Genomic DNA, 26,288 nt, shown 5'->3' with positions numbered 1-26,288 from the left:
TCGCTATCTTGCGACGCCAACCACCTGGACTTCGAAAGTACTTACCAGCTGGCTTTAACCAGACCTGGTACGTCACCACGCATTGCCGCTTCACGCAGTTTGTTACGGCCGAGGCCGAACTTGCGGTAAACGCCGTGTGGACGACCGGTCAGGCGGCAGCGGTTACGCATGCGCGAAGCGCTTGCGTCACGTGGCTGCTTCTGCAGAGCAACTGTAGCTTCCCAACGCGCTTCTGGACTTGCGTTCAGATCAACGATGATTGCTTTCAGTGCTGCACGCTTCTTGGCGTACTTGGCAACCGTGAGCTGACGCTTCAGCTCGCGGTTTTTCATGCTCATCTTGGCCATGGTCCTACTCCAATCAGTTGCGGAACGGGAATTTGAAAGCACGCAACAGGGCGCGACCTTCATCATCGTTCTTGGCAGTGGTGGTCAGGGTGATGTCCAGACCGCGGAGAGCATCGATCTTGTCGTAGTCGATTTCCGGGAAGATGATCTGCTCTTTCACACCCATGCTGTAGTTACCACGACCATCGAAGGACTTGGCATTCAGGCCGCGGAAGTCGCGAACCCGAGGCAGGGAGATCGAAAGCAGACGATCCAGGAACTCGTACATACGCTCACGGCGCAGGGTCACTTTGACGCCGATCGGCCAACCTTCACGGACTTTAAAGCCAGCGATGGATTTCCGAGCGTAGGTCACAACGACTTTCTGGCCGGTGATCTTTTCCAGGTCAGCAACAGCGTGCTCGATGACTTTTTTGTCGCCGATCGCTTCGCCCAGACCCATGTTCAGGGTGATTTTGGTGACGCGCGGAACTTCCATCACGTTCCCGAGCTTAAGTTCTTCCTTAAGCTTGGGGGCGATTTCCTTCCGGTAAATCTCTTGTAGTCGTGCCATGGTCTTATCTACCTAGCAGTGTTCAAGCATCAACCGCTTTTTGGGTCGACTTGAAGACACGAATTTTCTTACCGTCTTCTACTTTGAAACCAACGCGGTCAGCCTTGTTGGTTTCGCCGTTGAAGATGGCGACGTTAGAAGCGTGCAGTGGCGCTTCTTTCTCGACGATACCGCCCTGTACGCCCGACATCGGGTTAGGCTTGGTATGACGCTTGACCAGGTTCAGACCACCAACGACCAGGCGGTCGTCAGCGAGAACCTTCAGCACCTTACCGCGCTTACCTTTGTCTTTGCCGGCGATCACGATGATCTCGTCGTCACGACGAATCTTTTGCATGTCGGATCTCCTTACAGCACTTCTGGGGCGAGCGAGACGATCTTCATGAACTTCTCAGTACGAAGTTCACGGGTCACTGGCCCAAAGATACGGGTGCCGATCGGCTCTTGCTTGTTGTTCAGAAGAACAGCAGCGTTGCCATCAAAGCGGATAATGGAGCCATCAGCACGGCGTACGCCGTGACGAGTGCGGACTACAACAGCAGTCATCACTTGGCCTTTTTTCACTTTACCGCGAGGAATTGCTTCCTTCACGGTAACTTTGATGATGTCACCGATACCAGCGTAACGACGATGGGAGCCACCCAGCACCTTGATGCACATAACACGGCGAGCGCCGCTGTTATCGGCCACATCGAGCATGGATTGAGTCTGAATCATATAATTTCTCCGACCCCTAGTCCTTAGACTTCCACAGCGCGTTCGAGAACATCAACCAGTGCCCAAGACTTGGTCTTGGCCAGCGGACGAGTTTCACGAATAGTGACTTTGTCGCCGATGTGGCACTGATTGGTTTCGTCGTGCGCGTGCAGCTTAGTCGAACGCTTAACATATTTACCGTAGATCGGGTGCTTAACGCGACGCTCGATCAGAACGGTGATGGTTTTGTCCATCTTGTCGCTGACAACACGGCCAGTCAGCGTACGGACAGTCTTTTCGGCTTCAGCCATGATCACTTACCTGCCTGCTGGTTGAGCACAGTCTTCACGCGAGCGATGTCACGCTTAACTTGCGAGAGCAGATGAGACTGCCCCAACTGGCCAGTTGCTTTCTGCATACGCAGATTGAACTGGTCGCGCAGCAGGCCGAGCAGTTGCTCGTTCAGCTGCTGTGCGGATTTTTCACGAAGTTCATTCGCTTTCATCACATCACCGTCCGTTTAACAAAGGAGGTGGCGAGCGGCAGCTTTGCAGCAGCCAGGGCGAAAGCCTCACGCGCCAGCTCTTCAGAAACACCCTCGATTTCATACAGGACCTTGCCTGGCTGAATCTGGGCTACCCAGTATTCCACGTTACCCTTACCTTTACCCATCCGAACCTCAAGAGGCTTTTTGGAGATCGGCTTGTCCGGGAATACACGGATCCAGATCTTGCCACCACGTTTTACGTGACGGGTCAGAGCACGACGCGCTGACTCGATCTGACGAGCGGTGAGACGACCACGAGCTACAGACTTCAGCGCGAACTCGCCGAAGCTGACTTTGCTACCGCGCTGAGCCAGACCACGGTTGTGGCCTGTCATCTGCTTGCGGAACTTCGTACGCTTAGGTTGCAACATTTGGCGTACCCCTTACTTAGCAGCTTTTTTACGAGGCGCTGGTGCTTGTGGTTTCAGTTCTTCTTGGCGACCACCAATTACTTCGCCTTTGAAGATCCAAACCTTTACACCGATCACACCGTAAGTGGTGTGAGCTTCGTAGTTGGCATAGTCGATGTCGGCACGCAGGGTGTGCAGTGGCACACGACCTTCGCGATACCATTCAGTACGTGCGATTTCAGCACCGCCGAGACGACCGCTCACTTGGATTTTGATGCCTTTGGCACCAATGCGCATGGCGTTCTGTACGGCACGCTTCATAGCGCGACGGAACATTACGCGACGCTCCAGCTGCTGAGCTACGCTCTGCGCAACCAGCATACCGTCGAGCTCCGGCTTGCGGATCTCTTCGATATTGATGTGCACAGGCACACCCATTTGCTTGGTCAGGTCCTGACGCAGTTTCTCAACATCTTCACCTTTCTTCCCGATAACGATACCTGGACGAGCGGTGTGGATGGTGATACGTGCAGTTTGGGCCGGACGATGGATATCGATACGGCTTACGGACGCGCTTTTTAGTTTGTCTTGGAGATACTCACGCACCTTCAGATCAGCGAACAAGTAGTCCGCATAAGTCCGACCGTCTGCGTACCAGACGGAGGTGTGCTCCTTGACGATTCCCAGGCGAATGCCAATGGGATGTACTTTCTGACCCATCTCTTCGACTCCGTTACTTGTCAGCAACCTTGACAGTGATATGGCAAGACCGCTTGACGATGCGATCAGCACGGCCTTTGGCACGTGGCATGATGCGCTTCAGCGAACGCCCTTCGTTGACGAAAACGGTGCTGACCTTCAGGTCATCAACGTCTGCGCCTTCGTTATGCTCGGCGTTGGCTACGGCCGACTCCAGCACTTTCTTCATGATCTCGGCGGCTTTCTTACTGCTGAAAGCCAACAGGTTGAGCGCTTCGCCCACCTTCTTCCCGCGGATCTGGTCGGCGACCAAGCGGGCTTTCTGGGCGGAGATTCGAGCGCCCGACAACTTAGCGGCTACTTCCATTTCCTTACCCCTTAACGCTTGGCTTTCTTGTCTGCCACGTGCCCACGATAAGTGCGGGTACCGGCAAACTCGCCCAGTTTGTGGCCGACCATGTCTTCGTTAACGAGAACTGGGACGTGTTGACGACCGTTGTGTACTGCGATGGTCAGACCGACCATTTGTGGCAGGATCATCGAACGACGCGACCAGGTCTTAACTGGTTTGCGATCGTTCTTTTCCGCCGCCACTTCGATCTTCTTCAGTAGGTGAAGATCAATAAAAGGACCTTTTTTCAGAGAACGTGGCACTGTCGTATCCCTCTATTTACTTGCGACGACGGACGATCATTTTGTCGGTACGCTTATTACCACGAGTCTTCGCGCCCTTAGTCGGGAAGCCCCATGGCGATACCGGATGACGACCACCAGAGGTACGACCTTCACCACCACCGTGTGGGTGGTCAACCGGGTTCATGGCAACACCACGAACGGTTGGGCGAACGCCACGCCAGCGTTTGGCACCAGCTTTACCCAGCGAACGCAGGCTGTGCTCGGAGTTCGAGACTTCGCCCAGGGTCGCGCGGCACTCAGCCAGCACTTTACGCATCTCACCAGAACGCAGACGCAGGGTCACGTAGACACCTTCACGAGCGATCAGCTGAGCCGAAGCACCAGCGGAACGAGCGATCTGTGCGCCTTTACCTGGCTTCAATTCGATGCCGTGTACGGTGCTACCAACTGGAATGTTACGCAGTTGCAGAGCGTTGCCCGGCTTGATCGGTGCCAAAGCACCTGCGATCAGCTGGTCGCCAGCGCTCACGCCTTTAGGGGCGATGATGTAGCGACGCTCGCCATCTGCGTACAGCAGCAGAGCGATGTGAGCAGTACGGTTTGGATCGTATTCGATACGCTCGACAGTGGCAGCGATGCCATCTTTGTCGTTGCGACGGAAGTCGACCAGACGATAATGCTGCTTATGGCCACCACCGATGTGACGAGTGGTAATACGACCATTGTTGTTACGACCACCAGACTTCGATTTCTTCTCGAGCAGCGGTGCGTGAGGAGCGCCTTTATGCAGCTCCTGGTTGACCACCTTGACCACAAAACGGCGGCCAGGGGAAGTCGGTTTGCATTTAACGATTGCCATGATGCACCCCTTCCTTACTCAGCACTGCTGCTGAAATCGAGATCTTGGCCTGGCTGAAGGGAGATAACTGCCTTCTTCCAGTCATTACGCTTGCCCAGACCGCGAGCAGTGCGCTTGCTCTTACCCAGAACATTCAGGGTAGTAACACGCTCAACTTTCACGCTGAACAGGCTTTCGACGGCCTTCTTGATTTCCAGCTTGGTTGCGTCAGTTGCAACCTTGAAAACGAACTGGCCTTTCTTGTCAGCCAGAACCGTAGCCTTTTCGGAAACGTGCGGGCCAAGCAGAACTTTAAATACGCGTTCCTGGTTCATCCCAGCAGCTCCTCGAATTTCTTCACGGCCGACACGGTGATCAACACCTTGTCGTATGCGATCAGACTAACTGGATCGGAACCTTGCACGTCACGTACATCAACGTGTGGCAGGTTGCGAGCAGCCAGGTACAGGTTCTGATCAACAGCTTCCGACACGATCAAAACGTCGGTCAGGCTCATGTTGTTCAGTTTGCCCAGCAGGTCTTTGGTTTTCGGGCTTTCAACAGCGAAGTCCTGAACCACGACCAGACGGTCGGTACGCACGAGTTCAGCAAGGATGGAGCGCAGAGCTGCGCGGTACATCTTCTTGTTGAGCTTCTGCGAGTGATCCTGAGGACGAGCTGCGAAAGTGGTACCGCCGCCGCGCCAGATTGGGCTACGGATAGTACCAGCACGAGCACGGCCAGTACCTTTCTGACGCCAAGGGCGCTTACCGCCACCACGAACGTCGGAACGGGTCTTTTGCTGCTTGCTACCTTGACGGCCGCCGGCCATGTAGGCCACGACTGCTTGGTGAACCAGCGTCTCGTTGAACTCGCCGCCAAACGTCAGTTCGGAAACTTCGATCGCTTGAGCGTCATTTACGTTTAATTGCATGTCAGCTTCCCCTTAACCGCGAGCCTTGGCCGCTGGACGTACAACCAGGTTGCCGCCAGTAGCGCCAGGAACAGCACCCTTGACCAACAACAGATTGCGTTCAGCGTCGACGCGCACTACTTCGAGGGACTGCACGGTCACGCGCTCAGCGCCCATATGACCGGACATTTTCTTGCCCTTGAATACACGACCAGGAGTCTGGCACTGGCCAATAGAGCCCGGGACGCGGTGGGAAACGGAGTTACCGTGAGTGTTGTCTTGGCCACGGAAATTCCAACGCTTGATCGTACCCTGGAAGCCTTTACCTTTGGACTGACCGGTTACATCAACCAGTTGACCAGCAGCGAAGATTTCAGCGTTGATCAGATCGCCAGCCTGGTAGTCGCCGTCTTCGAGACGGAACTCCATGACAGTGCGACCAGCTGCAACGTTTGCTTTAGCGAAGTGACCTGCTTGAGCAGCAGTCACGCGCGAAGCACGACGCTCGCCGACAGTGACTTGCACTGCACGATAGCCATCGGTTTCTTCAGTTTTGAACTGGGTGACGCGATTCGGCTCGATCTCAATGACCGTGACCGGAATGGAGACACCTTCTTCGGTGAAAATACGGGTCATACCGCATTTACGACCGACTACACCAATAGTCATGTTGTAAACCTCATGAGTGTACGGGGCTTTCACCCGCTATGGCCGCCCATTTCAGAGCGTTACACGACTAAGACCCGAGTCTTAGCCGAGGCTGATCTGTACTTCCACACCGGCCGCCAGATCGAGCTTCATAAGTGCATCAACGGTTTTATCCGTTGGCTGGACGATGTCCAGTACGCGCTTATGAGTACGGATCTCGTACTGGTCACGCGCGTCTTTGTTGACGTGCGGGGAGACCAGAACGGTGAACCGCTCTTTACGGGTAGGCAGTGGAATTGGACCACGCACTTGAGCACCAGTACGTTTCGCGGTTTCCACGATTTCCTGGGTGGATTGGTCGATCAGGCGATGGTCAAAAGCCTTCAACCTGATACGGATTTGCTGATTTTGCATTGGATTTCAGACTCCGGCTGCTATTCCCACCGGGCGCAATGCGCCCGTTAAAAGGAGGCGCAATTCTATAGACGCCCCAGATAGGTGTCAACCCAATAAAAAAGCCCCCGCTGAGCGGGGGCTTTCTCAAAACATCGGAGCTATCTCAGAAGAGATAATTACTCGATGATTTTAGCTACAACGCCAGCACCAACGGTACGGCCGCCTTCACGGATAGCGAAGCGCAGACCGTCTTCCATTGCGATGGTTTTGATCAGGGTAACAGTCATTTGAATGTTATCGCCTGGCATTACCATTTCAACGCCTTCTGGCAGCTCGCAGTTACCGGTCACGTCAGTAGTACGGAAGTAGAACTGTGGACGGTAGCCTTTGAAGAACGGAGTGTGACGACCGCCTTCTTCCTTGCTTAGAACGTAAACTTCTGCGGTGAACTTGGTGTGCGGCTTAACCGAACCTGGCTTAACCAGAACCTGGCCACGCTCAACGTCGTCACGCTTGGTACCACGCAGCAGAACGCCGCAGTTCTCGCCAGCACGACCTTCGTCGAGCAGCTTACGGAACATTTCAACACCGGTGCAGGTGGTGACGGTAGTGTCACGCAGACCAACGATTTCCAGTGGATCCTGAACGCGAACGATACCGCGCTCGATACGACCAGTCACAACAGTACCGCGACCGGAGATCGAGAATACGTCTTCGATTGGCATCAGGAACGGCTTGTCGGTCAGACGAACTGGTTCTGGGATGTAGCTGTCCAGGGTTTCAACCAGTTTACGAACGGCAGTGGTGCCCATTTCGTTTTCGTCGTTACCTTCCAGAGCCATACGAGCAGAACCGATGATGATCGGAGTGTCGTCACCTGGGAAGTCGTAAGTGCTCAGCAGATCGCGCACTTCCATCTCAACCAGCTCCAGCAGCTCAGCGTCGTCTACCAGGTCAGCCTTGTTCAGGAAAACCACGATGTACGGAACGCCTACCTGACGGGACAGCAGGATGTGCTCACGGGTTTGTGGCATCGGACCATCAGCGGCCGAGCAAACCAGGATCGCGCCGTCCATCTGGGCAGCACCAGTGATCATGTTCTTCACGTAGTCAGCGTGACCTGGGCAGTCAACGTGAGCGTAGTGACGAATAGTCGAGTTGTACTCAACGTGAGCGGTGTTGATGGTGATACCACGAGCTTTTTCTTCTGGTGCGCTGTCGATCTTGTCGAAGTCAACACGAGCCGAACCGAAAACTTCGGAGCAGACGCGAGTCAGAGCAGCGGTCAGAGTGGTTTTACCGTGGTCAACGTGGCCGATGGTGCCAACGTTTACGTGCGGTAGGGAACGATCAAATTTTTCTTTAGCCACGACAATTAACTCCTTGCCTAAAGGACTGAATCAGCCTTGTTTTTTGGATACAGTTTCAGCGATGTGCGCCGGAGCTGTGTTGTATTTTTTGAATTCCATAGAGTAGCTTGCGCGACCCTGGGACATGGAGCGAACGTCGGTCGCATAACCGAACATCTCACCCAACGGAACCTCGGCGCGAATCACTTTGCCGGAAACCGTGTCTTCCATACCCAAGATCATGCCGCGACGACGGTTAAGGTCGCCCATGACATCACCCATATAGTCTTCAGGTGTAACAACTTCTACCGCCATGATCGGCTCAAGCAACTCACCACCGCCCTTCTGGGCCAGTTGCTTGGTAGCCATGGAGGCAGCCACCTTAAACGCCATCTCGTTGGAGTCGACGTCGTGGTAAGAACCGTCAAAAACGGTTGCTTTCAGGCCGATCAGCGGATAGCCGGCAACAACACCGTTCTTCATCTGCTCTTCGATACCCTTCTGGATAGCCGGGATGTATTCCTTAGGAACCACACCACCAACTACTTCGTTCACGAATTGCAGACCTTCCTGACCTTCGTCAGCAGGAGCAAAACGGATCCAGCAGTGACCGAACTGACCACGACCGCCGGACTGACGAACGAACTTGCCTTCGATTTCACAGTTCTTCGTGATGCGCTCACGATAGGAAACCTGAGGCTTACCGATGTTGGCTTCGACGTTGAACTCACGGCGCATCCGGTCAACCAGGATGTCCAGGTGCAACTCGCCCATGCCGGAGATGATCGTCTGACCAGTCTCTTCATCAGTTTTAACGCGGAAAGATGGATCTTCCTGAGCAAGCTTGCCCAGAGCGATACCCATTTTTTCCTGGTCATCCTTGGTCTTAGGCTCTACGGCTACCGAAATAACCGGCTCCGGGAAGTCCATGCGAACCAGGATGATTGGCTTGGCAGCGTCGCACAAGGTTTCACCAGTGGTGACGTCCTTCATGCCGATCAGGGCCGCGATGTCACCAGCGCGTACTTCCTTGATCTCTTCACGGGCGTTTGCGTGCATTTGCACCATACGACCCACACGCTCTTTCTTGCCTTTAACCGAGTTGATCACGCCGTCGCCGGATGCCAACACGCCCGAGTAAACGCGAACGAAGGTCAAAGTACCCACGAATGGGTCGGTAGCAATTTTGAACGCCAATGCCGAGAACGGCTCGTCATCACTTGCGTGACGCTCCATCTCTTCTTCCTCGTTATCAGGGTTGGAACCCTTGATAGCAGGAATGTCGGTTGGAGCAGGCAGGAAGTCGATAACGGCGTCGAGAACCAGGGGAACACCCTTGTTCTTGAACGAGGAACCACAAACAGCCAGGACGATTTCGCCAGCGATAGTGCGCTGACGCAGAGCGGCCTTGATTTCCACGTTGGTGAGCTCTTCACCTTCGAGGTACTTGTTCATCAGCTCTTCGCTGGCTTCGGCAGCAGCCTCAACCATGTTGTTGCGCCACTCGTCAGCCAGCTCTTGAAGCTCGGCAGGGATTGGCTTGCGAACAGGAACCATACCTTTGTCAGCGTCATTCCAGTAGACCGCTTCCATGTTGATCAGATCGATCTGACCCTGGAAGTTATCTTCGGAACCGATTGCCAATTGGATTGGCACCGGAGTGTGACCCAGACGCTGCTTGATCTGACCGATCACGCGCAGGAAGTTGGCACCAGCACGGTCCATCTTGTTTACGTAAACAAGACGTGGAACGCCGTACTTGTTGGCTTGACGCCATACGGTTTCCGACTGAGGCTCAACACCCGAGGTACCGCAGAACACAACGACAGCGCCGTCGAGTACGCGCAGGGAACGCTCTACTTCAATGGTGAAGTCTACGTGGCCCGGGGTATCGATTACGTTGAAGCGATGCTCGTCTTTGTACTGCTTCTCGGAACCTTTCCAGAAGGCGGTAATAGCAGCAGAAGTAATGGTAATACCACGCTCCTGCTCCTGAACCATCCAGTCTGTGGTCGCGGCGCCGTCATGCACCTCGCCCATTTTGTGACTTTTGCCGGTGTAAAACAGTACGCGCTCGGTGGTGGTGGTTTTACCAGCATCCACGTGAGCAACGATACCGATGTTACGGTAGCGGCTAATCGGAGTAGTACGAGCCATAAAGCCCTCGCAAAATTAGTGAAGCTAAAATTAGAAGCGGTAGTGCGAGAAAGCTTTGTTAGCTTCAGCCATACGGTGCACGTCTTCACGCTTCTTAACAGCAGCACCTTTACCTTCAGCAGCGTCCAACAGTTCGCCAGCCAAACGCAGAGCCATAGACTTCTCGCCGCGCTTACGGGCGAAGTCTACCAACCAGCGCATTGCCAGAGCGTTACGACGGGACGGGCGAACTTCAACCGGAACCTGGTAAGTAGCACCGCCTACACGGCGCGACTTCACTTCGACCAGCGGAGCGATGGCGTCGAGAGCTTTCTCGAAGATTTCCAGGGGGTCGCTGTTCTTGCGCTCTTTAACCTTTTCCAGCGCGCCATAAACGATACGCTCGGCAACGGCTTTCTTGCCGCTTTCCATCACGTGGTTCATGAACTTGGCCAGGATTTGGCTTCCGTATTTTGGATCGTCAAGCACTTCGCGCTTGGCTGCTACGCGTCTTCTTGGCATGGATAAGCCCTCAAACGGTCTTCAGGTTCGCTCGGAATCGGTGCCCTTACGGGACGCCTCCGACCTTACTCTTATCGACTCAGAAAATTAGATGATTCAGTGTTACAAAAAGCCGCTACTACTTAGGCTTCTTGGTACCGTACTTCGAACGACCCTGGTTACGACCTTTAACGCCGGAAGTATCCAAGGAGCCGCGTACGGTGTGGTAACGAACACCCGGCAAGTCTTTTACACGACCGCCGCGGATCAGTACCACGCTGTGCTCTTGCAGGTTGTGACCTTCACCACCGATGTACGAGGAAACCTCGAAACCGTTGGTCAGGCGCACACGGCATACTTTACGCAGTGCCGAGTTAGGTTTTTTCGGCGTAGTGGTATACACGCGAGTGCATACGCCACGACGTTGCGGGCAGTTCTGCAGCGCAGGTACGTCGGATTTCTCGACGATACGCTTACGCGGCTGACGTACCAGCTGGTTGATAGTTGCCATCTACTAGCTCCACTGTTGTCTTGCGACGCTATTGTCTTGCAAGAAAAGCAAAATGGCAGGAACGAATTCCCGCCAAATTTAGGGGTACAAGAGTCTAAAGAGGATCTTGCCCCCAGTCAAGGCAAGGCCCCGACCTCCCCTCTCATCGAACTGGGGCAAAATTACCTCGATCCGACGAATGGGGCTGCCAGGGCCCGGACTTATTTATCGCAGAACTCAGTTACCGCTAGAGTTCAGCGCTTCGGTCAGTGCAGCTTCCACTTCACTGGCGCTTACGCGCAACGGCTTGTCAGCATCACGGCGGCGCTTACGCTCGCTGTGGTAAGCCAAACCGGTACCGGCCGGGATCAGACGACCCACAACCACGTTCTCTTTCAGGCCGCGCAGGTAATCGCGCTTGCCGGTTACCGCTGCTTCGGTCAGTACGCGAGTGGTCTCCTGGAAGGAGGCCGCCGAGATGAACGACTCAGTCGACAACGACGCCTTGGTGATACCCAGCAGCACGCGAGTGAACTTGGACACGAATTTGTCTTCGTTCGTCAGGCGCTCGTTTTCCACCAGTACGTGAGTCAGTTCCATCTGGTCGCCCTTGATGAAACTGGAATCGCCGGATTCAGCGATTTCAACTTTACGCAGCATCTGACGCAGAATGGTCTCGATGTGCTTGTCGTTGATCTTCACGCCTTGCAGGCGGTAAACGTCCTGGATCTCGTTAACGATGTACTTGGCCAGCGCACTCACACCCAGCAGACGCAGGATGTCGTGTGGATCGCTCGGACCGTCGGAGATAACTTCGCCGCGGTTTACCTGTTCGCCTTCGAACACGTTCAGGTGACGCCACTTCGGAATCAGCTCTTCATACGGATCACTACCGTCGTTCGGGGTAATGACCAGACGGCGCTTGCCCTTGGTCTCTTTACCGAACGCGATGGTGCCGCTGACTTCAGCCAGAATCGACGCTTCTTTCGGACGGCGCGCTTCGAACAAGTCGGCAACACGCGGCAGACCACCGGTGATGTCACGGGTCTTCGAAGTTTCTTGCGGGATACGCGCGATAACATCACCGATCGCGATCTTCGCACCATCCGCTACACCGACCAGGGCGTTGGCTGGCAGGAAGTACTGAGCGATAACGTCAGTGCCTGGCAGCAACAGATCCTTGCCGTTGTCATCAACCATCTTCACGGCTGGACGGATGTCTTTACCGGCAGCTGGACGATCTTTAGCGTCGAGTACTTCAATGTTGGTCATACCGGTCAATTCGTCAGTCTGACGCTTGATCGTGATGCCTTCTTCCATGCCCACGTAGGTCACGGTACCTTTCATTTCGGTAACGATCGGGTGAGTGTGCGGATCCCACTTGGCCACGATTGCGCCAGCGTCGACCTTGTCACCTTCTTTAACCGAAATCACAGCACCGTACGGCAGCTTATAACGCTCACGCTCACGACCGTAGTCATCAGCGATTGCCAGCTCACCGGAACGGGACACAGCAACCAGGTGGCCATCCACTCGCTCAACGTGCTTCAGGTTGTGCAGACGGACGGTACCGCCATTCTTCACCTGAACGCTGTCGGCTGCAGAAGTCCGGCTTGCCGCACCACCGATGTGGAACGTACGCATGGTCAGCTGGGTACCCGGCTCACCGATGGACTGGGCAGCAATAACGCCGACCGCTTCACCGATGTTCACCTGGTGACCACGAGCCAAGTCACGGCCGTAGCACTTGGCGCAAATGCCGTAGCGGGTTTCGCAGCTGATCGGCGAGCGAACGATCACTTCGTCGATGCTGTTGAGTTCGATGAACTCGACCCACTTTTCGTCTACCAGGGTGCCAGCAGGAACGATAACTTCCTCGGTACCCGGCTTGAATACGTCACGGGCAATAACACGACCCAATACGCGCTCACCCAGCGGCTCTACAACGTCACCGCCTTCAATGTGCGGCGTCATCAGCAGGCCATGCTCGGTGCCGCAATCGATCTCGGTTACAACCAGATCTTGTGCAACGTCTACCAGACGACGAGTCAGGTAACCGGAGTTAGCGGTTTTCAACGCGGTATCCGCAAGACCCTTACGAGCACCGTGAGTGGAGATGAAGTACTGAAGTACGCTCAAACCTTCACGGAAGTTCGCAGTAATCGGCGTTTCAATGATGGAACCGTCCGGCTTGGCCATCAGACCACGCATACCGGCGAGCTGACGGATCTGCGCAGCAGAACCCCGTGCGCCCGAGTCGGCCATCATGTACATCGAGTTGAAGGACTCTTGGTCAACTTCGTCGCCGTGACGGTCGATGACTTTCTCTTTCGAGAGGTTGGCCATCATCGCCTTGGAAACTTCGTCGTTCGCCTTCGACCAAAGGTCGATTACCTTGTTGTACTTCTCGCCCTGGGTTACCAGGCCGGAGGCGTACTGGCTTTCGATCTCTTTCACTTCGTCGGTGGCAGCACCGATGATGCGGGCTTTTTCATCCGGGATAACGAAGTCGTTAACACCGATGGAAACGCCGGAAATGGTCGAGTAAGCAAAACCGGTGTACATCAACTGGTCAGCGAAGATCACGGTCTCTTTCAGACCAACCACGCGGTAGCACTGGTTGATCAGCTTGGAGATCGCCTTTTTCTTCATCGGCAGGTTGACGACGTCGTACGACAGACCTTTTGGCACAACTTGATACAACAGCGCACGGCCGACAGTGGTGTCGACGATACGGGTGTTGGTCACGCTGCCACCATCACGGTCATTGACGGTTTCGTTGATCCGCACTTTGACCTTGGCGTGCAGTGCGGCTTCGCCGGCACGGAACACACGGTCAACTTCTTGCAGGTCAGCAAACACACGACCTTCGCCCTTGGCGTTGATCGCTTCACGGGTCATGTAGTACAGACCCAATACAACGTCCTGCGACGGAACGATGATTGGCTCACCGTTGGCTGGCGACAGAATGTTGTTGGTCGACATCATCAACGCACGCGCTTCCAACTGGGCTTCCAGTGTCAGCGGTACGTGCACGGCCATTTGGTCGCCGTCGAAGTCGGCGTTGTACGCAGCACAGACCAGAGGGTGCAGCTGGATAGCCTTACCTTCGATCAGTACCGGTTCAAACGCCTGGATACCCAGACGGTGAAGCGTCGGTGCACGGTTGAGGAGAACCGGGTGTTCGCGAATCACTTCAGCGAGAACATCCCAAACCTCTGGCAGTTCGCGCTCGACCATTTTCTTGGCCGCTTTGATGGTGGTCGCCAGACCGCGCATTTCCAGCTTGCCAAAGATGAACGGCTTGAACAGCTCCAGCGCCATCTTCTTAGGCAGACCGCACTGGTGCAGACGTAGGGTCGGGCCTACGGTAATTACCGAACGACCGGAGTAGTCAACACGCTTACCGAGCAAGTTCTGACGGAAACGACCTTGCTTACCCTTGATCATGTCAGCCAAGGACTTCAGAGGACGCTTGTTCGAACCGGTGATAGCGCGGCCACGACGACCGTTGTCGAGCAAGGCATCGACCGCTTCCTGCAACATACGCTTTTCGTTGCGCACGATGATGTCCGGAGCGGACAGATCAAGCAGGCGCTTCAAGCGGTTGTTACGGTTGATCACGCGACGGTACAGGTCGTTGAGGTCAGAGGTCGCGAAACGACCACCGTCCAACGGTACCAGCGGACGCAGGTCTGGCGGCAGAACCGGCAGAACGGTCAGCACCATCCACTCTGGCAAGTTGCCGGAACCCTGGAAGGCTTCCATCAACTTCAGACGCTTGGACAGCTTCTTGATCTTGGTTTCGGAGTTGGTTTGCGGAATTTCTTCGCGCAGACGGCCAATCTCGTGCTCCAGGTCGATAGCGTGCAGCAGTTCGCGGACAGCTTCGGCACCCATGCGGGCATCGAAATCGTCGCCGAACTCTTCCAGCGCTTCGAAGTACTGCTCGTCGTTCAGCAGCTGACCTTTTTCAAGGGTGGTCATGCCTGGATCGATAACGACATAGCTCTCGAAGTAGAGAACGCGTTCGATATCACGCAGGGTCATGTCCATCAGCAAGCCGATACGGGACGGCAGCGATTTCAGGAACCAGATGTGGGCTACTGGCGAAGCCAGTTCGATGTGCGCCATGCGCTCACGACGAACCTTGGCCAGTGCAACTTCAACGCCGCACTTCTCGCAGATCACACCACGGTGTTTCAAGCGCTTGTACTTACCGCACAGGCACTCGTAATCCTTTACCGGGCCAAAGATCTTGGCGCAGAACAGGCCGTCACGCTCAGGTTTGAACGTACGGTAGTTGATGGTTTCCGGCTTTTTAACTTCACCGAACGACCACGAACGGATCATCTCAGGCGATGCCAACCCAATACGGATGGCGTCGAACTCTTCGACTTGACCCTGGTTTTTCAGCAAATTCAGTAGGTCTTTCAAGGCCTTTCCTCCTGGCGGAGCAGAGAGCGGGCTAAACAGCCCCGCTCTCGATTCGCGTCACGTGTTATTCGGTTTCCAGATCGATATCGATGCCGAGGGAACGAATTTCTTTGATCAACACGTTGAAGGACTCGGGCATGCCCGGCTCCATACGGTGATCGCCGTCCACGATGTTTTTGTACATCTTGGTCCGACCGTTCACATCGTCCGACTTCACTGTGAGCATTTCTTGCAGAGTGTAAGCAGCACCGTATGCTTCCAGTGCCCAGACCTCCATCTCCCCGAAACGCTGACCACCGAACTGAGCCTTACCACCCAGCGGCTGCTGGGTAACCAGGCTGTACGAACCGGTAGAACGAGCGTGCATCTTGTCGTCTACCAAGTGGTTCAGCTTCAGCATGTACATGTAGCCAACAGTAACCGGGCGCTCGAACTTGTTGCCGGTACGGCCGTCGAACAGCTGCATCTGGCCGCTTTCTGGCAGGTCTGCCAGTTTCAGCATGGCCTTGATTTCGCTTTCCTTGGCACCGTCGAACACCGGGGTAGCCATTGGAACGCCGCCGCGCAGGTTCTTCGCCAGATCCAGGATTTCCTGGTCAGAGAAGGTGTCCAGCTCTTCGTTGCGACCGCCGATCTCGTTGTAGATCTCGTGCAGGAACTTGCGCAGGTCTGCGACCTTGCGCTGCTCTTCGATCATACGGTTGATCTTCTCGCCCAGACCTTTGGCCGCGAGGCCCAGGTGGGTTTCAAGGATCTGGCCAACGTTCATACGCGAAGGTACGCCCAACGGGTTGAGGACGACGTCGACCGGGGTGCCATTGGCATCGTGCGGCATGTCTTCAACCGGCATGATCACGGAGACCACACCCTTGTTACCGTGACGACCGGCCATCTTGTCGCCCGGCTGAATGCGGCGACGGATTGCCAGGTAAACCTTGACGATTTTCAGCACGCCTGGAGCCAGGTCATCGCCCTGCTGCAGTTTGCGCTTCTTGTCTTCGAACTTGTCGTCCAGCAGACGGCGGCGATCAACGATGTAGGCCTGGGCCTTCTCGAGCTGCTCGTTCAGAGCATCTTCAGCCATGCGCAGTTTGAACCACTGGCCGTGCTCAAGACCGTCGAGGATTTCGTCGGTGATGTCCTGACCTTTCTTCAGACCTGCGCCGCCTTCAGCCTTGTGGCCTACCAGAGCGGAACGCAGACGTTCGAAGGTCGCGCCTTCAACGATACGGAACTCTTCGTTCAGGTCCTTGCGGATCTCGTCGAGCTGGGTCTTCTCGATGGAGAGTGCACGAGCATCACGCTCAACGCCGTCACGGGTGAAGACCTGTACGTCGATGACAGTACCCTTGGTGCCAGTCGGCACGCGCAGGGAGGTGTCTTTAACGTCGCTGGCTTTTTCACCGAAGATGGCACGCAGCAGTTTTTCTTCCGGAGTCAGTTGGGTCTCGCCTTTCGGAGTGACCTTACCGACCAGGATGTCGCCTGCGCCTACTTCAGCACCTACGTAAACGATACCGGCTTCATCCAGCTTGTTCAGTGCAGCTTCACCCACGTTCGGGATGTCTGCAGTGATTTCCTCTGGGCCAAGCTTGGTGTCACGCGCCACACAGGTCAGTTCCTGAATGTGGATCGTGGTGAAGCGGTCTTCTTGAACAACACGCTCGGACAGGCAGATGGAGTCTTCGAAGTTGAAGCCGTTCCATGCCATGAACGCGATGCGCATGTTCTGACCCAGAGCCAGTTCACCCATGTCGGTGGACGGGCCGTCGGCCATGATGTCGCTACGCTGAACGCGATCACCCTTGCTCACCAGCGGACGCTGGTTGATGCAGGTGTTCTGGTTCGAGCGGGTGTATTTGGTCAGGTTGTAGATGTCGACACCGGCTTCGCCAGTTTCAACTTCGTCATCGGCAACACGAACCACGATACGGCTGGCATCAACGGAGTCGATCACGCCGCCACGACGAGCCACGACGCAAACGCCGGAGTCACGGGCTACGTTACGCTCCATGCCGGTACCTACCAGCGGCTTGTCAGCGCGCAGGGTCGGTACAGCTTGACGCTGCATGTTGGAACCCATCAACGCACGGTTGGCGTCATCGTGCTCCAGGAACGGGATCAGCGACGCTGCAACCGAAACTACCTGCTTCGGCGAAACGTCCATCAAGGTGACGTCTTCCGGCGCCTTGACGGTGAACTCGTTCAAGTGACGAACAGCTACCAGCTCGTCGACCAGGACTTTCTTGTCGTTCATCGTGGCCGAGGCCTGAGCGATCACGTGATCAGCTTCTTCGATGGCGGACAGGAACACGATCTCGTCGGTGACCAGTGCGTCTTTCACCACGCGGTACGGGCTCTCGAGGAAGCCGTACTGGTTGGTGCGCGCATAGGCGGCCAGGGAGTTGATCAGACCGATGTTCGGACCTTCCGGCGTTTCGATCGGGCAAACACGACCATAGTGCGTCGGGTGTACGTCACGAACTTCAAAGCCTGCACGCTCACGGGTCAGACCGCCCGGGCCCAGTGCGGATACACGGCGCTTGTGGGTGATCTCGGAGAGCGGGTTGTTCTGGTCCATGAACTGGGAAAGCTGGCTGGAACCGAAGAACTCTTTCACCGCCGCAGCCACCGGCTTGGCGTTGATCAGGTCTTGCGGCATCAGGCCTTCGCTTTCTGCCATCGACAGACGCTCTTTGACCGCGCGCTCAACACGTACCAGGCCAACGCGGAACTGGTTCTCGGCCATCTCGCCTACGCAGCGAACACGACGGTTACCCAGGTGGTCGATGTCATCGACGATGCCTTTACCGTTACGGATGTCGACCAGGGTCTTCAGTACCGCGACGATGTCTTCCTTGCACAGCACGCCCGAACCTTCGATCTCGGTACGACCGATACGACGGTTGAACTTCATCCGGCCGACCGCAGAAAGGTCATAGCGCTCAGGGCTGAAGAACAGGTTGTTGAACAGGGTCTCGGCAGCGTCTTTGGTTGGTGGCTCACCAGGACGCATCATGCGATAGATCTCGACCAGCGCTTCCAATTGGTTGCTGGTGGAGTCGATCTTCAGTGTGTCGGAGATGAACGGACCACAGTCGATATCGTTGGTGTACAGGGTCTCGATGCGAACAACCTGGGCCTTGGCGATCTTGGCCAGGATCTCGGTGTTCAGCTCGGTGTTGCACTCGGCCAGGATTTCGCCTGTTGCCGGGTGAACGATGACCTTGGCGGTAGTACGACCCAGAACGTAGTCCAGAGGTACTTCCAGCTCTTTGATACCGGCTTTTTCGATCTGGTTGATGTGGCGCGCAGTAATACGACGGCCAGCCTCAACAATGACCTTGCCCTTGTCATCCTGGATGTCCAGAACGGCAATTTCACCACGCAGGCGCGAAGCGATCAGCTCCAGCTTGAGGGTTTCATCCTTCAGGCTGAATACGTTGGTGGTGTAGAAGGCGTCCAGTACCTGCTCGGTGGTATAGCCAAGCGCGCGCAGCAGTACCGAGGCCGGCAGCTTGCGACGACGGTCAATACGTACGAACACGCAGTCTTTCGGGTCGAACTCGAAGTCCAACCACGAGCCACGGTACGGAATGATCCGCGCGGAGTACAGGAGCTTGCCGGAGCTGTGCGTCTTGCCGCGGTCGTGGTCGAAGAACACGCCCGGAGAACGGTGCAGCTGGGAAACGATCACACGCTCGGTACCGTTGATAACGAAGGTACCGTTCTCTGTCATCAATGGGATTTCGCCCATGTAGACTTCTTGCTCTTTGATGTCCTTGATCGCTTTGTTCGACGATTCTTTGTCGAAAATGATCAGGCGCACTTTTACCCGCAAAGGTACGGCGTAAGTAACACCGCGCAACACGCATTCTTTGACATCAAATGCCGGTTCGCCCAGGCGATAACCGACGTACTCCAGCGCAGCATTGCCGGAGTAGCTGATGATCGGGAAAACGGATTTGAAGGCCGCATGCAGGCCCACGTCGCGGAACTGATCTTTGGTCGCTCCCGCCTGCAAGAATTCACGATACGAATCCAGCTGGATAGCCAGAAGGTACGGGACATCCATGACGTCCGGCAACTTGCTAAAGTCCTTGCGGATACGTTTTTTCTCAGTATATGAGTAAGCCATCAGCGTTCCCCAGCTTGGTCACCTGCTTGTTTGGCCCCTCCGACGGGAGCAGCCAGAAAATCTCGCAAACCCCATGGTTTGCACCACCGCATCGGGTGGCTACAGCGCGTTAATGGCGGCGACCGAGTCGACAGCCAAGAACGGAAAAAGGCCGGTGGCAAGAGCCACCAGCCATCAGCCTTCAGCTTAACGCTTGGGCTGGAGACGCAAGGTCGATGCTTACTTCAGCTCGACTTTAGCGCCTGCTTCTTCCAGTGCTGCTTTGGCTTTGTCAGCTGCGTCTTTGGCAACAGCTTCCAGAACCAGGGCAGGAGCGCCGTCAACTACAGCCTTGGCTTCTTTCAGGCCCAGACCGGTCAGTTCACGTACTGCCTTGATCACGTTTACTTTCTTCTCGCCAGCTTCGGTCAGCATGACGTTGAATTCGGTTTGCTCTTCAACAACGGCAGCAGCAGCAGCTGGGCCAGCGGAAGCAGCGGCAGCGGAAACGCCGAATTTTTCTTCGAAAGCTTTGATCAGCTCAACAACCTGCAGAACCGACATTTCAGCTACGGCGTTGAGGATATCTTCTTGGGAGATAGACATTACTGTATTTCCTGAATTGGGGGACGGCCTACGAGGCCATCGAAATAAACAAAAATACGCGAGAGAAGTTGCTCAGCCTTAGGCTGCGGCAGCTTCTTTTTGCTCGCGAACTGCAGCCAGAGTACGAGCCAGCTTGCTGGTAGCGCCTTGAATCACGCTCATCAGCTGCGAAATGGCTTCGTCGCGGGTCGGCAGTGTTGCCAGTACGTCGATTTGGTTAGCTGCGAGGAACTTGCCCTCGAACGCAGCTGCCTTGATCTCGAACTTATCCTGACTCTTGGCAAACTCTTTGAACAAACGGGCAGCAGCGCCTGGATGTTCTTTGGAGAACGCGATCAGAGTCGGGCCAGTGAACACGTCGTTGAGAACACTGTATTCAGTGTCAGCAACAGCGCGCTTGAGCAGGGTGTTACGTACAACACGTACGTATACGCCAGCTTCACGAGCCTCTTTACGGAGTCCGGTCATAGCGCCTACTGTCACACCACGGGCATCAGCCACGACAGCGGACAGAGCAGCTTTGGCAGCCTCGTTGACTTCAGCGACGATGGCCTTCTTGTCTTCGAGATTAATTGCCACGGGTTTAACTCCTGCTTGTTACCGTTTCATCTGGCCGGAGCCGGATGTCGTTTTGGTGTCTGATTCGGTAAGGAACCGGGAGCACCATCTGCGTAGGCTTGTGGTTTAAGACTTGCGTCGCCTACGGTCTTGGATAGCCCCCGCCAGGCAGGGACCCCAATTTTTTCAATTGGCGCAATCTCTCGCGCCAACTTGTGTCTTATACGTCCAACGAGCCTTGGTCGATGACCAGACCTGGGCCCATAGTGGTGCTCAGGGTAACGCGCTTGACGTAGATACCTTTCGAGGAAGCTGGCTTGATACGCTTCAGGTCAGCGATCAGGGCTTCAACGTTTTCCTTCAGCTTGACGGCGTCGAAACCGACCTTGCCAACGGAGGTGTGAATAATGCCGTTCTTGTCAGTGCGATAACGAACCTGACCAGCCTTGGCGTTTTTAACCGCGGTAGCTACGTCTGGGGTTACGGTGCCGACTTTAGGGTTAGGCATCAGACCACGTGGGCCCAGGATCTGACCCAACTGACCTACAACGCGCATTGCATCCGGGGAGGCAATAACTACGTCATAGTTCAGGTCGCCGCCTTTCATTTCGGCAGCCAGGTCGTCCATGCCAACGCGGTCTGCGCCAGCGGCCAGAGCAGCTTCAGCCGCCGGGCCTTGGGTGAAGACAGCAACACGTACAGTCTTGCCAGTACCGTGTGGCAGCACAGTTGCGCTACGAACGACCTGGTCGGATTTACGTGGGTCAACACCCAGGTTTACAGCAACGTCAACGGACTCGCTGAACTTGACAGTCGACAGCTCGGTCAGCAGGGCAGCAGCGTCTACAAAGTTGTAGGACTTGCCCGCTTCGATTTTGCCGGCGATAGCCTTTTGGCGCTTGGTCAGCTTAGCCATTACACACCCTCCACGTTAAGGCCCATGCTACGAGCAGAACCGGCGATGGTACGCACGGCTGCATCCATATCAGCTGCAGTCAGATCCGCGTTTTTGGTTTTCGCGATTTCTTCCAGCTGAGCACGAGTTACGGTGCCAACCTTAACGGTGTTAGGACGAGCGGAACCGCTAGTCAGACCAGCAGCTTTCTTCAGCAGAACCGAAGCCGGGGTCGACTTGGTTTCGAAAGTGAAGCTACGGTCGCTGTAGACAGTGATGATCACTGGAGTCGGCAGACCTGGCTCAAGACCCTGAGTACGGGCGTTGAAGGCCTTGCAGAATTCCATGATATTCACGCCGTGCTGACCCAGAGCTGGACCGACGGGTGGGCTTGGGTTGGCCTGAGCGGCCTTCACTTGCAGCTTGATGTAAGCGGTAATCTTCTTGGCCATGAGGCACTCCAATTACGGGTTCAAACGCCTCGAAAGGCTCCCCGGTTACTTGCGCGTTTATCCCAGTGACGACAAAACCCCACAGCCTAAGGCTGCGGGGTTGGGATGCTTGCTCAGCTAGACCTTCTCGACCTGACTGAACTCCAACTCTACCGGAGTAGAGCGACCGAAAATGAGCACAGCCACTTGGATCCGACTCTTTTCGTAGTTAACTTCTTCGACAGTGCCGTTAAAATCAGCAAACGGACCATCTGTAACACGAACAACCTCACCCGGTTCGAACAACGTCTTCGGCTTGGGCTTGTCGCTGCCATCAGCAACACGACGCAGAATTGCTTCCGCCTCTTTGTCAGTGATTGGAGCAGGCTTATCAGCTGTACCGCCGATAAAACCCATAACACGAGGGGTATCTTTGACTAAGTGCCAAGTACCTTCGTTCATGTCCATTTGAACCAGCACGTAGCCTGGAAAGAACTTGCGTTCGCTCTTGCGCTTCTGGCCATTCCGCATTTCGACCACTTCTTCAGTGGGAACCAGAATTTCGCCGAAGCCATCTTCCATGCCTGCCAGCTTTACGCGCTCCAGCAAAGAGCGCATAACATGCTTCTCGTAACCCGAGTAAGCATGCACAACGTACCAACGCTTAGCCACGGGACACCCTTAGCCAACAATCAAGGAAACAAGCCAGCCGAGCAGGGAATCAAGCCCCCACAACAGCAACGCCATAACCAGAACAACAGCCACCACAATCAGGGTGGTCTGCGTAGTTTCTTGGCGAGTCGGCCAAACGACTTTACGAATTTCGGTGCGAGCTTCCTTTACCAGGACTGCGAAAGACTTACCCTTAGCAGTCTGCAGGCCTACAAAGGCAGCTACAGCAGCAAGAGCAAGCAATGCGAGCACACGGTACAGGATCGGCGAAGCAGAATAGTACTGATTGCCAACAACGCCTACGACCACCAACGCGACTACGGCGAGCCACTTGACCAGATCGAAACGAGAGCTTTGAGCTTCAGCCTTAGGAGTCATCTATGAAGATCCTGTGAAAAGAAAGCCAGACACACCACGTGAATCTGGCAGGTCAGGAGGGAATCGAACCCCCAACCTACGGTTTTGGAGACCGTCGCTCTGCCAATTGAGCTACTGACCTAAAACAAAATCAGGCCGACCATTATGCAGGCCTGAAAAAGACTTTACAACAACCAACCCCAAGAGACTTGAAATCACCCAGCAACAAAGCCAAGCACAACACCATCAAGCCGAGGCAGCTGTTAAAACAAAGGCAGATATTTTCATATCTGCCTTGTTATATGGAGCTCTTGAGCGGATTTGAACCGCTGACCTCACCCTTACCAAGGGTGTGCTCTACCAACTGAGCTACAAGAGCGAAACACCTTGCACAACCTGCAAACTTGGAGCGGGTAGCGGGAATCGAACCCGCATCATCAGCTTGGAAGGCTGAGGTTCTACCACTAAACTATACCCGCGGAGCTTGCAGCTCACGCTAAAAATGGTGGAGGGGGAAGGATTCGAACCTTCGAAGTCGTAGACGTCAGATTTACAGTCTGATCCCTTTGGCCGCTCGGGAACCCCTCCTAAGCGAGCCGGCATTTTACATTACGCCGACCTTCTGTCAAGCATTTTCTCATTTAAAAATATGAGGTTAGCTGCGTTGACCTTTGCTTCACCGTGTTGACCGTAAAGGTCTTCACTGCGAAGCGGGCGCCATTCTATGCAAACTATTCGAGAGATGCAACGCCTTCGCACAACATTATTTTATGTTTTAACTCATTGAATTCCTTAGCAAGGTTTTCAAAGGGCAGATCGTCAGCGAGGCGCCTGCTTTCAGGGGCAACACGAAGCCAATAACCCGAGACCTCCGACGTATTGAGCAATTGCATCTTGACCTTTATATCCAGACTGATGAGGCGCTGCTCAAGCACTGATGCTTGTCGCTGATCCGCAAAGCCACCCAGGTACAAGCAGGTATTCACCTCAGAGGCCTTGCCCCTGTCACGTTTTTGCACCGCGTCGGAGGACTCACTCAGCAGACGGATATCCTGCTGAGAGCCCTTGTAGAGACTCAGAGGAGTGACATCCTTTGCCCGTAACGGCGCCTCTTGCTGATGCCAAATGTAGTAAAACGCATTGAGGACCAGTAAAAGCAGAAACAGCCAACGCATAAACACCTCAGGACAAAGGGCACGCCATCGCCAGACCAACAAAGACCAGATCCGGAACAAGCCGAGCTTGAGGCACAGCCTCCGAAACGAGCTCGGCATCCCCGCCTGTGAGAAACACCGTGAACTCATCCCCCCAGTAACTTCGAGCAAGCTCCAGTTGAGTCAGCACGAACCCTCTCAGCATGAGCGTACAGCCGCGCTCGACTGCCTCTACGGTGGTACGACCTGGCAACAAGCGCGCCAATGCCTGCTCGGCGGCGGCATCGTCGTAACGGATCTTGCGGGTATGAGTTCGCAACTGGTTACGCATTAGCGGCATCCCAGGGCAGATGAAGCCTCCCAGGTGCTCACCATCCGCAGCAATAAAATCGGCCGTTGCTGCTGTACCGAAATCAAGCACCAGGCAGGCACTCGAAGCTAATTTGAAGGCACCGAGCATTGCCAACCAGCGATCGAGCCCGAGGCGCTCGAACTCCTCATACCCATTGCGAACGCCCGCCATGTCGCGGGCGGGCGCAGCGCAAGACACGACAACCCCAAAAGCCGCCTCCAAGGCCGCCACCAACTTGCTCGTTTCCTCCAAAGCCCGAACACTCACCAAACGACAGCGTGTCAGCAAGAGGCCTGGTATCGCTGACAGGCTATCTATCAACGCGACATCCGAACCGACGACGCCTTCCGCAAAAGCGCCTACCGCTGGCAAATCAAGCACACGCCACTTGATGAAGCTGTTCCCACAGTCGAGCTCAAGAATCATCACGCAACCTCAGGCTTAATTCACCACCGCTGTATGTCTTTTCGACACCCTCGACACTCAACCGCAATGCCCCCTGACGATCGACACCCAAGACCACCCCTTCAATATGGTTAACTCCGGCTATGAGGGAAACAGCTTTACCCTGCCACAAATGATTCCGCTCCCACTCTTCCTGGAGCGCGGAAAAGCCGGAAGCCTTATGCAGGTCCAGATAGTGCTGCAGCTGCTGGCCAAGCCTTGCAACAAGAAGGTTGCGATCAAGAGGAAAACCGGTTTCCAGCTGCACCGAAGACCACTGCTGATCAACCTCTGCGGCATTCTGCATATTCACGTTGATCCCGATGCCCAGGACAACATGACAGATATCAGCGGGGTCCCCGACCAACTCAAGCAAAATTCCGGCAATTTTCTTCCGACCGACAAGAACGTCGTTTGGCCACTTCAAAGCCGCGCCTTGCACCCCCGACTCACGCAGGGCCTGCATGACAGCCAATCCGACGACGAGGCTCAACCCCTCTAACTGCCTCAGACCGCCCTCAATGCGTAACACAAGGCTGTAATACACGTTCTGTGCAAATGGACTGACCCACGCCCGCCCCCTCCTCCCCCGGCCTGCCGTTTGCTGCTCTGCGAGCACCAGGAACGGCGCGGCACAACCGGCCTCGACAAGGCGCAATGCTTCGGCATTGGTGGAGTCAATGGAGTCTGAAATATGGACGGGCCAGGCCGCAGTAGCCGAATTTGAAGCGATCTCCTCGGCATCCAAGAAGACCAGGGGGGATGCCAACTGATATCCCCGTCCTCGAACCTTATGGATAGGGAGATTCAATTCAGTCTCCAGATGCTGCAGCTGCTTCCAGACAGCACTGCGACTGACACCGAGCGCAGCACCCAATGCCTCTCCGGAATGGAAGCGGCCATCTTTCAAGAGTTTCAACAACGTCAGCATGCAAGTATCGCCTCACAATGAGGCACGCATGATAGCCATGCGTAGAGCCATTGCATAGAAAGGCAGGGGCTTGGCGCGAAAAGCGCGCGCAACAAAAGCGTCAAATACTTTTCGACCGCGCAAAACAAAACCCCATCTGCTCTCGCAAATGGGGTTTCGGAATTTAATCTTGACGATGACCTACTCTCACATGGGGAAACCCCACACTACCATCGGCGATGCATCGTTTCACTGC

General features: G+C 55.2%; 30 protein-coding genes and 4 tRNA genes. All 34 read right to left on the bottom strand.

The genetic code is table 11. The features are described 5' to 3' along the window. Positions 1-41: 41 nt before the first annotated feature. Positions 42-347, bottom strand: a complete 306-nt coding sequence (rpsN, locus tag AC07OV_RS19190) for a 30S ribosomal protein S14 (RefSeq protein ID WP_003176414.1) — start codon at positions 345-347, stop codon at positions 42-44. A gap of 13 nt (positions 348-360) precedes the next feature. After that, positions 361-900 carry a 50S ribosomal protein L5 gene (rplE, locus tag AC07OV_RS19185; protein WP_003194642.1) on the bottom strand — a complete coding sequence of 180 codons (540 nt, stop codon included), beginning with the start codon at positions 898-900 and terminating at the stop codon, positions 361-363. Between the two features lie 22 nt (positions 901-922). Next, positions 923-1,237: a 50S ribosomal protein L24 gene (gene rplX / locus AC07OV_RS19180; RefSeq protein WP_007896770.1), complete on the bottom strand. Its 315-nt coding sequence runs from the start codon at positions 1,235-1,237 to the stop codon at positions 923-925. A gap of 11 nt (positions 1,238-1,248) precedes the next feature. Beyond that, positions 1,249-1,617, bottom strand: coding sequence for a 50S ribosomal protein L14 (gene rplN, locus AC07OV_RS19175; protein WP_002555479.1), 369 nt, complete (start codon positions 1,615-1,617; stop codon positions 1,249-1,251). A gap of 23 nt (positions 1,618-1,640) precedes the next feature. Next, positions 1,641-1,907, bottom strand: a complete 267-nt coding sequence (rpsQ, locus tag AC07OV_RS19170) for a 30S ribosomal protein S17 (protein WP_003176419.1) — start codon at positions 1,905-1,907, stop codon at positions 1,641-1,643. Positions 1,908-1,909: 2 nt separating this feature from the next. Continuing rightward, positions 1,910-2,101, bottom strand: a complete 192-nt coding sequence (rpmC, locus tag AC07OV_RS19165; protein ID WP_002555481.1) for a 50S ribosomal protein L29 — start codon at positions 2,099-2,101, stop codon at positions 1,910-1,912. Then, positions 2,101-2,514 (bottom strand): 50S ribosomal protein L16, encoded by a 414-nt coding sequence (rplP, locus tag AC07OV_RS19160; RefSeq protein ID WP_003176421.1) that lies wholly within the window; start codon positions 2,512-2,514, stop codon positions 2,101-2,103. Before rplP ends, rpmC begins: the two co-directional genes overlap by 1 nt. 12 nt (positions 2,515-2,526) lie before the next feature. After that, positions 2,527-3,213, bottom strand: a complete 687-nt coding sequence (rpsC, locus tag AC07OV_RS19155) for a 30S ribosomal protein S3 (RefSeq protein ID WP_003176422.1) — start codon at positions 3,211-3,213, stop codon at positions 2,527-2,529. 13 nt (positions 3,214-3,226) lie between these two features. Then, positions 3,227-3,559: a 50S ribosomal protein L22 gene (gene rplV, locus AC07OV_RS19150; protein ID WP_003103908.1), complete on the bottom strand. Its 333-nt coding sequence runs from the start codon at positions 3,557-3,559 to the stop codon at positions 3,227-3,229. 11 nt (positions 3,560-3,570) lie between these two features. Then, a complete protein-coding gene (gene rpsS, locus AC07OV_RS19145) occupies positions 3,571-3,846 on the bottom strand; it encodes a 30S ribosomal protein S19 (protein ID WP_002555486.1) in 276 nt (91 codons plus the stop codon). 16 nt (positions 3,847-3,862) lie between these two features. After that, positions 3,863-4,687 carry a 50S ribosomal protein L2 gene (rplB, locus tag AC07OV_RS19140; RefSeq protein WP_003186055.1) on the bottom strand — a complete coding sequence of 275 codons (825 nt, stop codon included), beginning with the start codon at positions 4,685-4,687 and terminating at the stop codon, positions 3,863-3,865. A gap of 14 nt (positions 4,688-4,701) precedes the next feature. Beyond that, positions 4,702-5,001, bottom strand: coding sequence for a 50S ribosomal protein L23 (gene rplW / locus AC07OV_RS19135; protein WP_002555488.1), 300 nt, complete (start codon positions 4,999-5,001; stop codon positions 4,702-4,704). Then, on the bottom strand, positions 4,998-5,600 hold the full coding sequence (gene rplD / locus AC07OV_RS19130) for a 50S ribosomal protein L4 (protein WP_003176424.1): 603 nt from the start codon (positions 5,598-5,600) through the stop codon (positions 4,998-5,000). The genes rplW and rplD overlap by 4 nt, the downstream gene beginning before the upstream one ends. Positions 5,601-5,612: 12 nt before the next feature. Continuing rightward, positions 5,613-6,248 carry a 50S ribosomal protein L3 gene (rplC, locus tag AC07OV_RS19125; RefSeq protein ID WP_003194649.1) on the bottom strand — a complete coding sequence of 212 codons (636 nt, stop codon included), beginning with the start codon at positions 6,246-6,248 and terminating at the stop codon, positions 5,613-5,615. An 81-nt stretch (positions 6,249-6,329) separates the two neighbouring features. Continuing rightward, on the bottom strand, positions 6,330-6,641 hold the full coding sequence (gene rpsJ / locus AC07OV_RS19120; RefSeq protein WP_003186070.1) for a 30S ribosomal protein S10: 312 nt from the start codon (positions 6,639-6,641) through the stop codon (positions 6,330-6,332). Positions 6,642-6,799: 158 nt separating this feature from the next. Next, a complete protein-coding gene (tuf, locus tag AC07OV_RS19115) occupies positions 6,800-7,993 on the bottom strand; it encodes an elongation factor Tu (RefSeq protein ID WP_005791980.1) in 1,194 nt (397 codons plus the stop codon). A 30-nt stretch (positions 7,994-8,023) separates the two neighbouring features. After that, the gene (fusA, locus tag AC07OV_RS19110) at positions 8,024-10,129 is read right to left on the bottom strand and encodes an elongation factor G (RefSeq protein WP_176999251.1); all 2,106 of its coding nucleotides are present in this window, start codon (positions 10,127-10,129) and stop codon (positions 8,024-8,026) included. A 30-nt stretch (positions 10,130-10,159) separates the two neighbouring features. Next, positions 10,160-10,630: a 30S ribosomal protein S7 gene (rpsG, locus tag AC07OV_RS19105; protein WP_002555493.1), complete on the bottom strand. Its 471-nt coding sequence runs from the start codon at positions 10,628-10,630 to the stop codon at positions 10,160-10,162. Positions 10,631-10,748: 118 nt separating this feature from the next. Beyond that, positions 10,749-11,120: a 30S ribosomal protein S12 gene (gene rpsL / locus AC07OV_RS19100; RefSeq protein ID WP_002555494.1), complete on the bottom strand. Its 372-nt coding sequence runs from the start codon at positions 11,118-11,120 to the stop codon at positions 10,749-10,751. A 216-nt stretch (positions 11,121-11,336) separates the two neighbouring features. Then, complete coding sequence (gene rpoC, locus AC07OV_RS19095; protein WP_016969474.1) at positions 11,337-15,536, bottom strand: DNA-directed RNA polymerase subunit beta'; 4,200 nt, start codon at positions 15,534-15,536, stop codon at positions 11,337-11,339. 64 nt (positions 15,537-15,600) lie between these two features. Further along, complete coding sequence (gene rpoB, locus AC07OV_RS19090; protein ID WP_016969475.1) at positions 15,601-19,674, bottom strand: DNA-directed RNA polymerase subunit beta; 4,074 nt, start codon at positions 19,672-19,674, stop codon at positions 15,601-15,603. A gap of 219 nt (positions 19,675-19,893) precedes the next feature. Next, positions 19,894-20,259, bottom strand: coding sequence for a 50S ribosomal protein L7/L12 (gene rplL / locus AC07OV_RS19085; protein WP_176999250.1), 366 nt, complete (start codon positions 20,257-20,259; stop codon positions 19,894-19,896). A gap of 78 nt (positions 20,260-20,337) precedes the next feature. Further along, positions 20,338-20,838, bottom strand: coding sequence for a 50S ribosomal protein L10 (gene rplJ / locus AC07OV_RS19080; RefSeq protein ID WP_016969477.1), 501 nt, complete (start codon positions 20,836-20,838; stop codon positions 20,338-20,340). A 199-nt stretch (positions 20,839-21,037) separates the two neighbouring features. Further along, positions 21,038-21,733 (bottom strand): 50S ribosomal protein L1, encoded by a 696-nt coding sequence (gene rplA, locus AC07OV_RS19075; protein ID WP_003176434.1) that lies wholly within the window; start codon positions 21,731-21,733, stop codon positions 21,038-21,040. Next, complete coding sequence (gene rplK, locus AC07OV_RS19070; protein ID WP_003176435.1) at positions 21,733-22,164, bottom strand: 50S ribosomal protein L11; 432 nt, start codon at positions 22,162-22,164, stop codon at positions 21,733-21,735. The genes rplA and rplK overlap by 1 nt, the downstream gene beginning before the upstream one ends. 117 nt (positions 22,165-22,281) lie before the next feature. After that, positions 22,282-22,815: a transcription termination/antitermination protein NusG gene (nusG, locus tag AC07OV_RS19065; protein ID WP_003176436.1), complete on the bottom strand. Its 534-nt coding sequence runs from the start codon at positions 22,813-22,815 to the stop codon at positions 22,282-22,284. Positions 22,816-22,824: 9 nt separating this feature from the next. Then, positions 22,825-23,193, bottom strand: coding sequence for a preprotein translocase subunit SecE (gene secE / locus AC07OV_RS19060; protein WP_003194658.1), 369 nt, complete (start codon positions 23,191-23,193; stop codon positions 22,825-22,827). A 45-nt stretch (positions 23,194-23,238) separates the two neighbouring features. Then, positions 23,239-23,314: transfer RNA gene (locus AC07OV_RS19055), tRNA-Trp, on the bottom strand. A gap of 161 nt (positions 23,315-23,475) precedes the next feature. Then, a tRNA-Thr gene (locus AC07OV_RS19050) sits at positions 23,476-23,551 on the bottom strand. A gap of 26 nt (positions 23,552-23,577) precedes the next feature. Beyond that, positions 23,578-23,651 (bottom strand) — tRNA-Gly (locus AC07OV_RS19045). Positions 23,652-23,675: 24 nt separating this feature from the next. Then, a tRNA-Tyr gene (locus AC07OV_RS19040) sits at positions 23,676-23,760 on the bottom strand. A gap of 143 nt (positions 23,761-23,903) precedes the next feature. Beyond that, positions 23,904-24,347, bottom strand: a complete 444-nt coding sequence (locus tag AC07OV_RS19035; protein WP_176999249.1) for a hypothetical protein — start codon at positions 24,345-24,347, stop codon at positions 23,904-23,906. Between the two features lie 7 nt (positions 24,348-24,354). After that, a complete protein-coding gene (locus AC07OV_RS19030) occupies positions 24,355-25,104 on the bottom strand; it encodes a pantothenate kinase (RefSeq protein ID WP_494998089.1) in 750 nt (249 codons plus the stop codon). Continuing rightward, positions 25,094-26,053 (bottom strand): bifunctional biotin--[acetyl-CoA-carboxylase] ligase/biotin operon repressor BirA, encoded by a 960-nt coding sequence (gene birA, locus AC07OV_RS19025; protein WP_494998088.1) that lies wholly within the window; start codon positions 26,051-26,053, stop codon positions 25,094-25,096. The genes AC07OV_RS19030 and birA overlap by 11 nt, the downstream gene beginning before the upstream one ends. Between the last annotated feature and the right edge of the window lie 235 nt (positions 26,054-26,288).

This window comes from Pseudomonas sp. GW821-FHT09A09 (genome assembly GCF_059418405.1).
The sequence above is the reverse complement of the archived record's forward strand: the minus strand, read 5'-3'. Positions and strand labels throughout refer to the sequence as shown.

Excerpts from the sequence above, each read along its gene's own strand:
- rplL (WP_176999250.1), bottom strand. The coding sequence starts at position 20,259 with ATGTCTATCTCCCAAGAAGATATCCTCAACGCCGTAGCTGAAATGTCG.
- rpsQ (WP_003176419.1), bottom strand. The coding sequence starts at position 1,907 with ATGGCTGAAGCCGAAAAGACTGTCCGTACGCTGACTGGCCGTGTTGTC.
- rplA (WP_003176434.1), bottom strand. The coding sequence starts at position 21,733 with ATGGCTAAGCTGACCAAGCGCCAAAAGGCTATCGCCGGCAAAATCGAA.
- rplE (WP_003194642.1), bottom strand. The coding sequence starts at position 900 with ATGGCACGACTACAAGAGATTTACCGGAAGGAAATCGCCCCCAAGCTT.
- rplK (WP_003176435.1), bottom strand. The coding sequence starts at position 22,164 with ATGGCCAAGAAGATTACCGCTTACATCAAGCTGCAAGTGAAGGCCGCT.
- rpoB (WP_016969475.1), bottom strand. The coding sequence starts at position 19,674 with ATGGCTTACTCATATACTGAGAAAAAACGTATCCGCAAGGACTTTAGC.
- rplD (WP_003176424.1), bottom strand. The coding sequence starts at position 5,600 with ATGCAATTAAACGTAAATGACGCTCAAGCGATCGAAGTTTCCGAACTG.
- rpsJ (WP_003186070.1), bottom strand. The coding sequence starts at position 6,641 with ATGCAAAATCAGCAAATCCGTATCAGGTTGAAGGCTTTTGACCATCGC.
- rplC (WP_003194649.1), bottom strand. The coding sequence starts at position 6,248 with ATGACTATTGGTGTAGTCGGTCGTAAATGCGGTATGACCCGTATTTTC.
- rpsG (WP_002555493.1), bottom strand. The coding sequence starts at position 10,630 with ATGCCAAGAAGACGCGTAGCAGCCAAGCGCGAAGTGCTTGACGATCCA.
- rpmC (WP_002555481.1), bottom strand. The coding sequence starts at position 2,101 with ATGAAAGCGAATGAACTTCGTGAAAAATCCGCACAGCAGCTGAACGAG.
- rpsC (WP_003176422.1), bottom strand. The coding sequence starts at position 3,213 with ATGGGTCAGAAAGTACATCCCATTGGCATTCGCCTGGGAATCGTCAAG.
- AC07OV_RS19035 (WP_176999249.1), bottom strand. The coding sequence starts at position 24,347 with ATGCGTTGGCTGTTTCTGCTTTTACTGGTCCTCAATGCGTTTTACTAC.
- rpsN (WP_003176414.1), bottom strand. The coding sequence starts at position 347 with ATGGCCAAGATGAGCATGAAAAACCGCGAGCTGAAGCGTCAGCTCACG.
- fusA (WP_176999251.1), bottom strand. The coding sequence starts at position 10,129 with ATGGCTCGTACTACTCCGATTAGCCGCTACCGTAACATCGGTATCGTT.
- AC07OV_RS19030 (WP_494998089.1), bottom strand. The coding sequence starts at position 25,104 with ATGATTCTTGAGCTCGACTGTGGGAACAGCTTCATCAAGTGGCGTGTG.
- rplB (WP_003186055.1), bottom strand. The coding sequence starts at position 4,687 with ATGGCAATCGTTAAATGCAAACCGACTTCCCCTGGCCGCCGTTTTGTG.
- rplV (WP_003103908.1), bottom strand. The coding sequence starts at position 3,559 with ATGGAAGTAGCCGCTAAGTTGTCGGGCGCTCGAATCTCCGCCCAGAAA.
- rplN (WP_002555479.1), bottom strand. The coding sequence starts at position 1,617 with ATGATTCAGACTCAATCCATGCTCGATGTGGCCGATAACAGCGGCGCT.
- rplX (WP_007896770.1), bottom strand. The coding sequence starts at position 1,237 with ATGCAAAAGATTCGTCGTGACGACGAGATCATCGTGATCGCCGGCAAA.
- birA (WP_494998088.1), bottom strand. The coding sequence starts at position 26,053 with ATGCTGACGTTGTTGAAACTCTTGAAAGATGGCCGCTTCCATTCCGGA.
- rplW (WP_002555488.1), bottom strand. The coding sequence starts at position 5,001 with ATGAACCAGGAACGCGTATTTAAAGTTCTGCTTGGCCCGCACGTTTCC.
- rplP (WP_003176421.1), bottom strand. The coding sequence starts at position 2,514 with ATGTTGCAACCTAAGCGTACGAAGTTCCGCAAGCAGATGACAGGCCAC.
- rpsL (WP_002555494.1), bottom strand. The coding sequence starts at position 11,120 with ATGGCAACTATCAACCAGCTGGTACGTCAGCCGCGTAAGCGTATCGTC.
- secE (WP_003194658.1), bottom strand. The coding sequence starts at position 23,193 with ATGACTCCTAAGGCTGAAGCTCAAAGCTCTCGTTTCGATCTGGTCAAG.